The sequence below is a fragment of the Curtobacterium sp. NPDC098951 genome (assembly GCF_044759965.1).
Lineage (GTDB): Bacteria > Actinomycetota > Actinomycetes > Actinomycetales > Microbacteriaceae > Curtobacterium.
Map to the genome: position 1 here is coordinate 512,834 of NZ_JBIWAG010000001.1, position 12,702 is coordinate 525,535.

Annotated in this window: 12 protein-coding genes; 5 read left to right on the forward strand and 7 right to left on the reverse strand. The window is 74.6% G+C overall.

Going from position 1 to position 12,702, the window contains the following annotated elements; all coding sequences use genetic code 11:
• Positions 1–26 precede the first annotated feature (26 nt).
• The 6 genes from ACIQUC_RS02455 to ACIQUC_RS02480 form a co-directional block, all read right to left on the reverse strand.
• Positions 27–1,394 (reverse strand): PfkB family carbohydrate kinase, encoded by a 1,368-nt coding sequence (locus tag ACIQUC_RS02455; RefSeq protein ID WP_402263800.1) that lies wholly within the window; start codon positions 1,392–1,394, stop codon positions 27–29.
• Between the two features lie 98 nt (positions 1,395–1,492).
• Positions 1,493–2,116, reverse strand: coding sequence for an SIS domain-containing protein (locus ACIQUC_RS02460; RefSeq protein ID WP_402262850.1), 624 nt, complete (start codon positions 2,114–2,116; stop codon positions 1,493–1,495).
• Positions 2,113–3,471, reverse strand: a complete 1,359-nt coding sequence (locus tag ACIQUC_RS02465; protein WP_402262853.1) for a glycosyltransferase — start codon at positions 3,469–3,471, stop codon at positions 2,113–2,115. The genes ACIQUC_RS02460 and ACIQUC_RS02465 overlap by 4 nt, the downstream gene beginning before the upstream one ends.
• Entirely contained in the window at positions 3,468–4,469 is a 1,002-nt protein-coding gene (locus tag ACIQUC_RS02470; RefSeq protein ID WP_402262856.1) for a glycosyltransferase, read from the reverse strand. The genes ACIQUC_RS02465 and ACIQUC_RS02470 overlap by 4 nt, the downstream gene beginning before the upstream one ends.
• 41 nt (positions 4,470–4,510) lie before the next feature.
• Positions 4,511–5,590: a glycosyltransferase family 9 protein gene (locus tag ACIQUC_RS02475; protein WP_402262859.1), complete on the reverse strand. Its 1,080-nt coding sequence runs from the start codon at positions 5,588–5,590 to the stop codon at positions 4,511–4,513.
• A complete protein-coding gene (locus tag ACIQUC_RS02480; RefSeq protein WP_402262862.1) occupies positions 5,587–6,138 on the reverse strand; it encodes a D-glycero-alpha-D-manno-heptose-1,7-bisphosphate 7-phosphatase in 552 nt (183 codons plus the stop codon). The genes ACIQUC_RS02475 and ACIQUC_RS02480 overlap by 4 nt, the downstream gene beginning before the upstream one ends.
• A gap of 100 nt (positions 6,139–6,238) precedes the next feature.
• Here ACIQUC_RS02480 and ACIQUC_RS02485 point away from each other — a divergent pair, with 100 nt between their 5' ends.
• The 3 genes from ACIQUC_RS02485 (at position 6,239) to ACIQUC_RS02495 (ending at position 8,760) form a co-directional block, all read left to right on the forward strand.
• Positions 6,239–7,240 carry a glycosyltransferase family 9 protein gene (locus ACIQUC_RS02485; protein ID WP_402262864.1) on the forward strand — a complete coding sequence of 334 codons (1,002 nt, stop codon included), beginning with the start codon at positions 6,239–6,241 and terminating at the stop codon, positions 7,238–7,240.
• Positions 7,241–7,248: 8 nt separating this feature from the next.
• The gene (locus ACIQUC_RS02490) at positions 7,249–7,647 is read left to right on the forward strand and encodes a PRC-barrel domain-containing protein (protein WP_402262867.1); all 399 of its coding nucleotides are present in this window, start codon (positions 7,249–7,251) and stop codon (positions 7,645–7,647) included.
• A 93-nt stretch (positions 7,648–7,740) separates the two neighbouring features.
• Positions 7,741–8,760 carry an SGNH/GDSL hydrolase family protein gene (locus ACIQUC_RS02495; protein ID WP_402262869.1) on the forward strand — a complete coding sequence of 340 codons (1,020 nt, stop codon included), beginning with the start codon at positions 7,741–7,743 and terminating at the stop codon, positions 8,758–8,760.
• Here ACIQUC_RS02495 and ACIQUC_RS02500 read toward each other — a convergent pair.
• The gene (locus ACIQUC_RS02500; RefSeq protein WP_402262872.1) at positions 8,712–9,602 is read right to left on the reverse strand and encodes a universal stress protein; all 891 of its coding nucleotides are present in this window, start codon (positions 9,600–9,602) and stop codon (positions 8,712–8,714) included. The two genes, ACIQUC_RS02495 and ACIQUC_RS02500, sit on opposite strands and share 49 nt — an antisense overlap.
• Before the next feature lie 220 nt (positions 9,603–9,822).
• Between ACIQUC_RS02500 and ACIQUC_RS02505 the strand changes: the two genes are divergently transcribed.
• Together ACIQUC_RS02505 and ACIQUC_RS02510 are read left to right on the forward strand one after the other, a co-directional pair.
• Complete coding sequence (locus ACIQUC_RS02505; RefSeq protein WP_402262875.1) at positions 9,823–10,275, forward strand: NUDIX domain-containing protein; 453 nt, start codon at positions 9,823–9,825, stop codon at positions 10,273–10,275.
• Between the two features lie 152 nt (positions 10,276–10,427).
• Positions 10,428–12,440, forward strand: a complete 2,013-nt coding sequence (locus tag ACIQUC_RS02510) for a carboxypeptidase regulatory-like domain-containing protein (protein ID WP_402262878.1) — start codon at positions 10,428–10,430, stop codon at positions 12,438–12,440.
• The last annotated feature ends 262 nt before the right edge of the window (positions 12,441–12,702 follow it).

Consider the following 12,702-nt stretch of genomic DNA (forward strand, 5'->3'; position numbering starts at 1 on the left):
GCGCGAGCGTCGTGGGACGTCGAGGCTCAGCCGACGTGCTCGAGCGCGGCCGCGAGGCGGGTCGTCGAGCGGCCGGGGTGGAACGGGACCGTGACGACGCGGCCACCCCACTCGGCGAGGGTGGCCGTCTCGGGCAGCTCGCTCGCGGTGTAGTCGCCGCCCTTCGCCCACACGTCGGGCCGGAAGCGTCGGAGGGCCTCGTCGGGTGTCTGCTCGTCGAACACCACGACGGCGTCGACGCAGTCCAGCGCGAGCAGGAGTTCGACGCGGTCGTCCTGGGTCATGATCGGTCGTTCGGGACCCTTGAGCGCCCGGACCGAGTCGTCCGAGTTCAGGCAGACGACCAGGCAGTCGCCGAGCGCGCGGGCGGCGGAGAGGGTGCGGGCGTGGCCGGCGTGCAGCAGGTCGAAGCAGCCACCGGTCGCGACCACCGTCCCCCCGGCACTCCGGACGTCGTGCACGACGCGCATCGCGTCGCGGTCGGCTCCGGGGACGCGCACGGGTGCGGGGCCCTCGTCCGCGAGGAGTGCGGTCACCCCTCCGGCGGCGAGGTACTCGGAGGCGGCGTCGACCCCGGCTGCGACGGCGTCGGTGACGTCGGACCCGGACGCGAGCGCCACGGCGACGCTCGCAGCGAGTCGATCGCCGGCACCGCAGGGGTCGCCGGCCGTCACGGACGGGGCGGGGACGAAGCGGTTGCCGGACCGACCGTCCGCGACGAGGGCGCCCCGGTCACCGAGCGTCACCGCCACGGCGTCGACGCCCCAGCGCGTGACCAACGCTTCTGCCGCTTCGGTCGCGAACGGGACGCCCTGTCCGCCGACGTCGGTGAAGCCGCGCGCTTCGGCCTGGTTCGGCGTCGCCACGGCGATCCCGGCCACGGGCTGGGCGCCCCGGGGGTGCGGGTCCCACACCACGGGGACACGCTCGGCGGTGCGGGCGATCGCGGTGCGCAGGGCCGGCGCGGCGGCGACACCGCGGCCGTAGTCGGCGACGACCACGGCGTCCACGGTGTCGAGCGCGGCCAGCATCTCCGGCGTGGCATGTGGCACCGGCGGGGTGGCGCACCCCTCGTCGATCCGCACGAGGGCGTGGTCGACGACGCGGACGCGGGTCTTCACCGGGGTGGGCGCGCCGGACGGCCCGGCGACCACGGTGACGTCGGGCAGCAAGGACCGGATCTCGTCGGCCGGGCCGTCGTCGCTCAGCACCGTGACGAGGGTGACGTCGTGTCCGTCCCGGGCGAGCATCGTCGCGACGAGGCCGGCGCCGCCGGCGCGTCGGTCGTCCGTGCGGACGTCGACGACGGGCACCGGTGCGTCCGGGCTGAGCCGTTCGCTGGTCCCGGAGACGTCGACGTCGAGCAGGGTGTCGCCGACCACCGCGATCCGCAACCGCACGGGACCACCAGGGGCGGCCGTACCGACCTGCTGTCGGCGGGTGCCCGGCCGCTGTCGGCGGGTGCCCGGCCGCTGTCGGCGGGTGTCGGCGCTCATCGGCGGCCGCCACGGCGGAGCGCGGGCTCCATGGCGCGGCAGAGCGCGTGCACGAGCACGAGCTGCGCCTCCTGCACGTTCGCGGACGCCCCGTCGATGCAGATCGCGTCGTCGACCGCTTCGGCGAGGGGGTTCGGACGCGGGCCGGTCATCGCGATCGCCCGCGCGCCGACCGCCCGTGCCGCGGCTGCCGCACGGAGCAGGTTCGGGCTCCTCCCGCTGGTCGAGAGCAGCACGACCACGTCCCCGGCGCGGGCGTGCGCCGACACCTGCCGGGCGAACACCTCGTCGTAGCCGTAGTCGTTGCCGATGGCCGTCACGGCCGACGACTCGGCGTGGAGCGCGATCGCGGAGTAGGCGGGCCGGTCCCCGTCGAACCGTCCGACCAGCTCCGACGTCAGGTGCTGCGCCTCGGCTGCGGACCCGCCGTTGCCCGCCGCGAGCAACCGTCGGCCGGCGACGAGCCGCGCAGCGATGTCGTCCGCCCAGTCGGCGATGTGGTCCCCGTGGTCGACGAGCGACGCGATGACGGGGACGGAGGCGGCGACGTGGTCGAGGACCACCCGGGCACTCGCCGTGGTGGCGTGCTCGCCCAGTCCGGTCTGCTGGTCGATGGTCATCGTGCGGTCCTCTCCGTCGGCTGCACGGCGCGGGCGATCCGGCCGGCGTCGGTGCTGCGCGTGCGTGCGGTTGTGCGGGTGCGTGCCGCGGCGGTGGCCCCGGCGACGCCCGCCGACCCCGCGACCCCTGTCGTCCCGGCGAGGAGGCGCTCGTAGACGCGTTCGCTGTCCCCCGCGACCTTCTGCCAGGTGTACCGGGCCTCTGCACGTTCCCGGCCGGCGCGCCCGTAGGCCTCCCGTCGGTCCGCGTCGTCGAGCAGCGCACCGACCGCCCGGGCGACCGCGTGCTCGTCGCGCGGCGGGACGTGCAGCCCCGTGGCGTCCTCCACGACGGTGTCGATGAGTCCGCCGACGCTCGAGGCCACGACCGGTCGACCGCACGCCATCGCCTCGAGCGGCACGATGCCGAACGGCTCGTACCACGGGGCGCACACGACGACGTCGGCGCTGCGGTAGACGGCGGGCATGTCGTGCTGACCGAGCTGGCCTCGGAAGGTCACGTGGTCCCGCACGCCGAGCTCCCGCGCCAGCGCGTCGAGCCGCTGGTACTCCGGGTCGTCCGGCAGGTCGGCGCCGGCGACACCGGCACCGCCGACCACGACGAGTTCGACGTCGCGTCCGGCGTGCACGAGGTCCGCGAGCGCGGCGATGGTCGTGCCGACGCCCTTGCGCCGGACGAGGCGGGAGGCGGACAGCACCCGGAACGGACGCTGCCGCTCCTCGACGGGGCCGTCCGGTCGGAACAGCGTCGTGTCGACGCCGCACGGGACGACCGAGATGCGCTGGAGCGGCACTCCGAGGGCCTTGAGCTCGAAGGCCTCGTCCGAGCAGGTCGCGACGACCTGGTCGACGCTCCGCCCGACGGCGGGTTCGATCCACTCACGCTCGGCCGGACTGGTGTCCGCCGAACCCTGGTGCCGACGCTTCACGACACCGAGCGCGTGGAAGGTCTGCGCGACGGGGATCCGGACGCCCCCGGTGCGGGCCTGCACCTGGGCGACGGCCTCGAGCGCAGCGTGCCCGGACATCCAGAAGTGCCCGTGCACGACGTCCGGCCGGTCGACGAACCACTCGGCGGCGAGGACGGACGCGAACGTCCCCATGTACGGGAACAGCTCGTCCTTGGGGACGTGCCGTGCCGGACCGGCATCGACGTGCACGACCTCGACGCCCGGTCGGAGGAGCACCCGGACCGGCTGCCCAGCGTCGTCGCGCCGGGTGTAGACGGTGACCCGGTGGCCCCGGTCCGCGAGTGCACCGGACAGCTCCGCGACGTGGACGTTCTGGCCACCAGCGTCGACCCCGCCGAGGACCGCGAGCGGACTCGCGTGCTCGGACACCATGGCGATCTTCATCCCAGGCTCCCTTCGAGAGCGGCTCCCGCCGCTCGGTTCGTGCGCCCCCCGCGCGTGACCACGTCGTCGAGCAGGGCGTCCCAGTCGGCCAGGTACCGTCCGAGCGCGTGCCGCGCCAGCACGGCCTCCCGTGCCACGGCCCCGCGGCGACGTGCTTCGTCGGGGTCCTCGAGCAGGGTCCTGGAGGCGCGGACCAACTCCTCGACGTCGGTCGCGATCGCGCCCGCCTCGGCGGGGACCGTGCGACTCGCGTCGGTCGTCGCGAGCACCAGGACGGGCATCGCCATGTGCATCGCCTCGATGAGGGACAGTCCGAGGGACGTCCACCGGTTCGGGTGCACGTAGGCGCGACGCTCCGCGAGCGCGGCGTGCATCGGGTCGGACGGCACGTCGCCGAGCGCGACCACACCGTCGCCGAACCCGAGTTCCGGCAGCCGTTCGGTGCCCATGCCCCACACGTCGACCGGCGCCACCGCGGCGAAGCGGGGGAGCAGGTCCGTCCCGACCACGCGGTTCCGCCGGACCGGCTCGTTGATGACGACGCCGAAGCGGTCGAGCGAACCGGTGTACAGCGGCCCGGGGTCGACGACGCCGTGCTCGATGACGGTCGTCCGGGTGGTGCCGCAGTCCCACATGAGCGCGTTCCAGTGCGTGACGTGCGCGATCGTGAGGTCGTCGCAGTCCCGGAACGGATGCAGGCTGTTCGGCACGTCGATCCGCGGTGCGTTGTGCTCGACGACGACCACGGGCACCTCCCGACCACCGAGCAGTCGTCGAGCGAGTTCGCGTTCCTCCACCCGCTGCACGACGACGACGTCGACCTCGGCGGCGGCGACGTCGGCCGGGTCGATCTCGACCGCCGAGTCGGGCCAGTCCCGGCCGCCACGGCCGAGGCCCCACGCGTCGCGCTCGGCGTTCGTCGGGATGAGGTACTCGTGCGGGCCGCGGACGAAGGCGTCCATCCAGCCGCCGTGCACGTGCCACACGAGGATCCGCATGCGGGCCTTCCGGTCGAGGAGAAGTGGGAGCAGTGCGGAAGCTACGCAGCACCCTCTGGCGCGCTCCGCAGACTTCTCCGGTCCATCCACGAAGCGCGGTCGAGGAGCCGTTCGTGCGCTTCGAGGACGTCCTCGGTGCGCACGGAGGACAGGCACGGGTGGCCCGGTACCGGGCACTCGCGGGCGCGGCTGAGGCGGCACGGAGCCTGCTGGTCGCCGAGCAGTTCGACGAGCGGCGCGTCCGGCGCCCACTTGACGGCGGGGACGACCGGCGAGAACAGGCTCACGATCGGTGCCCCGACCGCGGCCGCGAGGTGCGCCGGCCCGGTGTTGCCCACGACGACGACCTCGGCGCCGGCGAGCACCGCCGCGAGCTCGGCCGGCGTCGTACGACCACCGAGGTCGATCGCGGAGTCCCCGGCGACCCGGGCCGTCAGCGCACGTTCGCCCGGCGACCCCGTGACGACGACGGGCATCCCGCGGGCCGCGTACGCGGCGACCAGGTCGCGGTGCCGCTCCTCCGGCCACGCGCGCGCCGGGACGCTGGCGCCGGGGTGCACGACGACGTAGCGGTCCAGGGCGGCCACCTCGGCAGGCGGGTCGACGTCGAGACGCACGCCGAGCCTCCCGGCGTCCCCCTCGGGTGGACGGAACCCGGCCGCTGCGACGATGCGCAGCGCCCGTTCGGCCTCCGGGACGTCCTCGGGGAGGTCCTCGCCGGGGCGGAGCCGCACGTCGAGCAGGGAGCCGGGGTGGTCGACGCTGGCGCCGGAGACCCGGCCGACGCCGGCGAGGCGGAGCAGGAGCGCCACGGGGAGCGGTGACTGGTGGAACGACGTGAGCACCACCGCCTCGTCCGGGCCCTCATCGGCGACGAGCGCCCGGAACTCGGCGAGCACGGCGTCGTCCACCGGTCTGGCGGTCTCGGTCACCCACGGGGCCGCCCAGACCCGGACCCGGTCGACACCGGGCAGCAGGTCCGCCGCGGGGGCACCCTGCGGCCCGCACAGCATCGTCACGTGGGACGCCCCGGCGGCGACGGCCCGGACAGCGGGGCCCGCGACGAGCACGTCCCCGAACGAGTCGAGCCGGACGACGAGGACCCGGGGGCCGGCCCTCACGAGCGGACCGTCCGCAGGTGCTCGAGCACGAGGGCGACCGCGTCCTCGATCGTCGCCGCGACCGTCGGTGCGGCGTCGACCTCCTCCTGCCGGGTGCGCGGCGTCGGGACGAGCACGGACTGGGCGCACGCGGCCAGCGCCGCCCCGACGTCGGCGCCGATGTCCCCGACGACCACGAGCTCCGACGGGTCGAGGCCGAGCCGGTCGGCCGCGTCGAGGACCATCCCGGGGCGGGGCTTCCGGCACGCGCAGTCGTCGTCGGCGTCGTGCGGGCAGACGCACCACACGTCGAAGGCTCCGACGAGTTCGTCGACCCGGGCGTTCGTGGCGTCGACCTGCTCGCGCGTCGCCGTCCCCCTCGCGATCACCGACTGGTTCGTCACCACCCCGAGCGCGAGACCGGCCGCCCGGGCACGACCGATCGCCCGCCGCGCGCCGGGGACGGGCACCACCAGTCTCGGATCGGCGTTGTAGGGGACGTCGACGACGAGCGTGTCGTCGCGGTCGAAGAGGAGACCGCGCACGGTGCGGTCCGGAGCGAGAGCCATGCCCCCGACCTACCGGCGCGCAGCAGGGGGTCGGCTCAGGAACAGCCGGCGAACGCGATCCCGGACGAACGGACCGGTGTCCACGGCTACCGTCGCCCGCGTGACCGCCGTCCCCACCCTGCCCCCGTCCGACGGGCGCCCCGAGCTCCTCGTGCTCCGCGCCATCAAGCTCGGCGACCTGCTCGTCGCGGTGCCCGCACTGCACGCGCTGCGCCGCGCCTTCCCGGACCACCGGATCTCGCTCGCCACCACGGCGTGGCTCGCGCCCGTCGTCGAACTCCTGCCGGACGTCGACGTGCACCTCGCCCAGCACGGTCTGGACCACCCGATCGGTGCGCCCGCCGGGGCGATCGACGTGGCGGTGAACCTGCACGGCGCCGGGCCGGAGTCCTCCGACCTGGTCGCGGCCCTCGGTGCCCGTCGGGTGATCGGCCACGCCGACCCCACGAACGGCTTCGACGGGCCTGGGTGGCCCGACGGCGTGCACGAGCGCGACCGGTGGACCCGCCTGCTCGCCTGGCACGGCATCGCCGCCGATCCCGACGACGTCGGCATCGCGCGTCCGGCGACACCCCCGGTCGCCGAGGGGGCCGCGGTCGTGCACGTCGGCGCCTTCCACGGCGCACGGCACTGGCCGACGGACCGCTTCGCCGCCGTGGTGAGCGGACTGCGAGCGCGCGGCCTCGACGTGGTCCTGACGGGAGGCGCGGACGACGTCGAGCGTGCGGCCGCCGTCGCGCAGGCGGCCGGGCTGGCGCCGGGGGCGGTGCTGGCCGGTGTGCTGCCGCTGCAGGACTTCGCGGGCGTCATCGCCGCCGCCGCGCTCGTCGTCACGGTGGACACCGGGGCGGCGCACCTCGCGTCCGCCTACGGGATCCCGTCGGTGGTCGTGTTCGGACCGGCGCCGCCCGAGGCGTGGGGGCCGCCCGCAACGGGCCCGCACGTCGTCCTCACCGACGCCGCGGTGCGCCGCGGCGACGTCTTCGCCGACGACCCGGACCCGGCGCTCCTCGCGATCGGTCCCGACGACGTGCTCGCCGCGGTCGACACGCTCGCGGTCGGTCGACGACCCGCTGTGACCGACGGGACGGCCGCTCAGTAGCGTGGCGGGTGAGCGACCCGGACACGCCGGGTGCTCAGGAGGAGGCACACGTGTTCGAAGCCGCGAACATCCGGGACTGGATCGGTCTGCCGGTCGTCGACGAGGCGGACGACAAGGTCGGCACGCTCGAGAGCATCTACTACGACACCGCGACGTCCGAGCCCGCCTTCGGAGCGGTCACCACGGGGATGGTCGGCTTCCAGAAGCTCCTGTTCGTGCCGCTGACCGGTGCGCTGGTCGCGCCGAAGCACCTGCGGGTCGCGTACCCGAAGAAGCTCGTGAAGGACGCGCCGACGATCGCGACCGACGGCGAGCTCGACGCGTCGCTCGAGCCGGAGGTCTACCAGCACTACGGCCTCGAGTACCGCACGGGCAGCGGGGGAGAGCGACGCCTGGGCCGTCGCTGACCGCCCGCGACGGGTCGGCGCGTTAGCCTGGTTCGTCCGACCCGTCCCTGGAGGCCGAACCTGCTCCGCTCCGTCCGCTCGACGCTGCTCGCCGTGGTGGCGGCCTCCGTCGTGCTCGCGGGGTCGGTCGCCGGCGGTGGTGCGGTGTCCGCCGCGCCGATGTGGCCGGTCCCGCAGCCGTACCCGGTGACCGGCGACCCGGTCGAGACGCTCTCCGACATCCCGCCGGGCAGCGAGTACGTCGCACTCGGCGACTCGTACTCGGCCGGCTACGGGCTGTCCGATCCCACCCACCTGCCGACCGGCGCCTGCGGACAGTCCGCCCAGGACTACCCGCACCGCATCGCCGCACGGTTCGGGCTCGACCTCACCGACGTCACCTGCGGCGGTGCCACGAGCGACGACGTCACGAGCGGGTTCCAGTTCAAGGGGGTCCCGCCGCAGATCCGGTCGCTGTCCGAGCGCACCCGGTTGGTGACGCTGACGATCGGCGGCAACGACGCCGACCTGTTCGGCACCGCGGCGTCGTGCCTCGCCCTCTCCCCGAAGGGCCCGGTGTTCTCCGGCCGCGACGCGCCCTCCTGCCGCAGCACGCTCGTCCGGCACGGCGAGGACATGCTCCGGACGAAGATCGAGTCCCGCGTGGCGCTCGGCATCGCCGACACCCTCGCCACCGTGCGGGAGGCCGCGCCGAACGCGACCGTGCTGTTCCTCGGCTACCCGGCGATCTTCCCGGACGCCGACCACACGCCGAAGGGCGGCTGCTTCCGTTCCGCGCTCGACCTCGGGACCCTGGCGGGCTCCTTCCCCTCGAACACCTACCCGTTCACGAACACCGACGTGCGGTACCTGCACGGCGTGCAGGAGGCACTGAACGACGTGTCGGCGTCGGCCGCACGGGCCGCAGGGGTCCGGTTCGTCGACGTGTTCTCGAGCACCCAGGCGCACTCGGCGTGCGCGACGAAGAAGCCCTACGTGTCGGGGGTCTCGCTCGACGGGACCGGTGACCTGCGGCGGATCGACCTCGAGCCGGGCGCGCTGCACCCGAACACCCGCGGCGTCGCCTACCTCACCAAGCGCGTCGCGGCGGCCGCCCGGGACCTCGCCGGCTGATCCGCCGCTCCGGGGACCGGAGCGTCGTGCGCCGCGGGCGGGACGACGACGACCGGCGACACCGTCTCGCGCAGGACGTCGTGCAGGACTGAGCCCGAGAGCGCCGTCACGTGCCCGAGCCCGAGCACCACGACCGAGGCGCGATGCGTGTGCGCGGCGATCGCGTGCCCCGGGTGGCCCTCGACGAGCAGCGGGTGGAAGCGGACGTCGGGGTAGCGGCCCACCAGGTCCGTCGTGACCCGCTGCAGGAGCTCGGCGTTCCGGGTCCGCCACCGCATCGGGTCCTCGGCGAAGTCCGTGAGACCCGTCCGGGTGAGCACCGGCATCTCCCACGCGCGGAGCAGCGTCACCCTCCGGCGGAGCCGACGGGCCTCGTCGACGGCGATCGCGAGGGCGCGGTCGTCGACCGGTTCCTCGACCGCGAGCACGACGTCGCCGGCGATCGGACGGGGTCCCTCCGGCACGACGACCGTCGGGACCGCTGCGCGTGCCGCGACACGGGCCGGGTCCCCACCGGCGGTGGAGCCGCGACGGCCGCGGAACGTGCCGATGACGAGGACGTCGCCGGCGTCCGACTCCTCGACGAGTGCCGTGGTGAACGGTCCGGCGTGCCGTCGTACCTCGACCCGAGCATCGGGCATCGCGGCCCGGGCGGCGTCCGCCACCGCGTCGGCGACGCGCTTGCCGTCCGGACCCGTGCGACCCTCGATCGCCGGGTCGACCCCGATCACCCGGATGCGGTCGATGCCCGTCCCGGCCCGGTCGGTGACCCAGTGCAGAGCCTCCTCGTGCGGCGCTGCCGCATCGGCGGCCAGTGTGACCGTCCTCCACCGTTCGTCCATCCCGATCGACCTCCTCGTCCGGGGCCCTCCGGGGCGTCGTCATGGCGCTCCTCACCCTGCAAACTACTCCCGCTCCCCGGTCGCGGACCCGACCCGTCGGCACGGTGCGGACGCCGACCGGGCCGACCCGCGCCTCCTGGACCGACCGGCGCAGCCGGGGACCGGCCCGCACCGCGCGGCCCGGCGTCGACACCGTCCGCCGCCGGGTAGCGTCGCGCTCGTGGTGCTGAGCGCGGGACTCCTGCTGTACCGGACGGACGACGTCGGCGTGCAGGTCTGGATCCCGCACATGGGCGGGCCGTTCTGGCGGAACCGACCACGCGCGTGGTCCATCCCGAAGGGGCTCGTCGAGGGGGACGAGGACCCGCTCGAGACCGCCCGCCGCGAGTTCGCCGAGGAGATCGGGGTCGCCGCGCCCGACGGCCCCGTCACGGACCTGGGGGAGGTGCGCCAGGCGTCCGGCAAGCGTGTGCGGGTGTTCGCGGTCGCGGCCCCCGCGTTCACGGTCGACCGGGTGCGGTCGAACACGGCGCGGATCGAACTGCCGCGGGGATCCGGCCGGTACGTCGAGGTGCCGGAGGTCGACGACGCACGGTGGGTGCCGGTCGACGAGGCGCGCACGATGCTCGTCGCGGGACAGGTCGCCGCGCTCGACCGGCTGCCGGAGGGGTGACCCGCGCCGGACACCGGTCGACGGTCACCTGTCCCGATCACGGCATCGTGTGGACGGTCTTCGCGCTCCCTGGATAGCCTGAGGAGGCGTCGAGACACCGACGTCTGGCTCAGGGACCAGGTCAGCACGAGCAGGGGAACACGATGCGGCGCTTGCGCACCGTCACGGCGGCACTGACCGCCCTCGCACTCGGAGGGGGACTCGCGCTCGTCGGCGCGTCGTCAGCCTCCGCCGCACCGGCCGGACACTGGGGGACCTTCACCCTCGCCGGCCAGACCAAGGCCTACACCGGCACCGTCAGCATGCCTGGCTTCCCGGAGACCACCTTCACGTCGAACTCGCGGCAGTCGACCGTCGTGAGCGGCAACTCCACCTGGCAGGGACCGAACACCGGCCCGGGCGCGGCGTCCGGGTCGAGTCGTGGCAACACGTACCTCAACCAGCGACCGCTCGCCGACGCGGCCGGCCAGCCGTCGGTCACCACGTACACCTTCGCCGAGCCGACGCCCGCGAGCAGCTGGTCCTTCGTGCTCGGCGACGTCGACGCCGACCGTGCGACCATCTCGGCCGTCACCCAGGCCGGTGCCGCCGCGACCGCTCAGGACCTCGGGTTCCAGAGCGTCTACAACTCGTGCTCGGCGACCTCGCCCGGTGGCTGGTCGTGCCCGGCGGACCCGGACGGGTCGACCGGTCGAGACGTCCCGACCTGGGACCCGGCGACGCTGACGCTCACCGGCAACGCCGGGTCGGTGGACACCGCGGGCGCGACCGCCTGGTTCACGCCGACGACCCCGCTGGCGAGCCTGACGATCACCTACGAGCGCCGCAGCGGGTTCCCCGTCTACCAGACCTGGTTCGCGAACCGCACCGCCGCGATCACCGGTACGGCCACGCTCGACGGCACGCCCGTCCCCGGGGCGACGGTCACCGTGACGGCGCCGCGCGGCACCGTGTACACGACGACGACCGACGCCGACGGGAAGTACGCGTTCCCCGAGCTCCCCGTCATCAACGACTACTCGGTGTCGATCTCCGCGCCGCCCGGGGCCGACGGTGCTTCGACGGCGACGGACGTCTCGTTGAACGGCGTCCCGGGCGGCGCGGACCAGGTGCGCGACTTCACGTTCACGTCCCCCGACGGGACCACCGCGGTGATCGGACAGGTCGTGGACGACGCGGGCAACCCCGCAGCCGACGTGCCCGTGGTCATCACCGACCCGAACGCGACCGACCCGATCGAGACGGTCACGAACGAGGACGGCTACTACACCGCGTCGGGCCTGACGCCGAACACGGCGGTCACCGTCGCGGTCGACGGTGCCGACCCGGTCACGGTCACGACGGGTGCAGCCACTCCCGCGGCACCCACGCGAGCCGAGCCGATCGTGACCACAGCCGTCGCGAGCGTCGGTGGGGTGGTGCGTCTCGACGGCGCACCGCAGGCGAACGTGACCATCGACCTGCTCGACGCGTCGGGCACGGTCGTCGACACGACGGTCACCGGAGCCGACGGCTCCTACTCGTTCACGACGGTCGGTGGCACCTACACGGTCCGCTCGGCACTGCCGACGCCCGACGCGACGGGCGCAGCGACGAGCACCGCGGTGACGCTGGTCGGCGGGGGCGCGGACCAGACCCGCGACTTCGCCTTCACCACGCCCGCGGCGCCGGTACCGGTCACCACCAGCGCGAGCGGTCGGGTCGTGGACACGAACGGTGCTCCCGTGGCCGGGCGCACCGTGACGGCGACGCCGGACGAGGCAGACTCGGGCGCGCCCGTGACGGCCACGACCGACGCCGGAGGCCGCTACACGCTCGACGGACTCGCCCCGTCGACCGACTACACCGTGTCGGTCACCGGGAGCGACGTGACGATCGGGTTCACGTCCGGTCTCGACGACGCCGACGTGGTGACCGTCGACGACCTCGTCGTGGCAGCCGCCGCGACGCCGACCGCCTCCCCGGTGCCCACCACGAGTCCCGTGCCGACGACCGCGCCGGTCGCCGCGACGGGATCCGGTCCGGCCACGGGTGCCCTCGCGTACACGGGTGCCGACCTGACGCCGGGGCTCATCGCCGCGGGCGTGCTCGTGCTGCTCGGCGGAGGGCTCCTGACGTTCCGCGCGGTGCGCAACCGTCGCCGGACGTCGCACCTGCAGGACTGACCGCACACGCGAGGGGCGGGGCCGGCGCTGCCGGTCCCGCCCCTCGTCGGCTCGTGCGCGGGGCGTCGGTCCGGGCCGTGCCGTGCCGTGCCGTGCCGTGCGAGGTTGCTCGCTCGGTGCTGGCTCGTAGCGCCGCACTCAGCTGTCAGCGCCGCACCGGGTGACGGACACCGCACCGTGCGGAGTTGGCCGAGTGCCGCAAGCCCCCGATCAGCCTCACGCCGACGCAGCATTGGGCGCTCGGCACCGTGCCGGATCCGCC

Bases quoted from the DNA above. Each gene is read 5' to 3' on its own strand.
- ACIQUC_RS02480 (WP_402262862.1), bottom strand. From the start codon at position 6,138: ATGGCTCTCGCTCCGGACCGCACCGTGCGCGGTCTCCTCTTCGACCGC.
- ACIQUC_RS02465 (WP_402262853.1), bottom strand. From the start codon at position 3,471: ATGAAGATCGCCATGGTGTCCGAGCACGCGAGTCCGCTCGCGGTCCTC.
- ACIQUC_RS02460 (WP_402262850.1), bottom strand. From the start codon at position 2,116: ATGACCATCGACCAGCAGACCGGACTGGGCGAGCACGCCACCACGGCG.
- ACIQUC_RS02470 (WP_402262856.1), bottom strand. From the start codon at position 4,469: ATGCGGATCCTCGTGTGGCACGTGCACGGCGGCTGGATGGACGCCTTC.
- ACIQUC_RS02500 (WP_402262872.1), bottom strand. From the start codon at position 9,602: ATGGACGAACGGTGGAGGACGGTCACACTGGCCGCCGATGCGGCAGCG.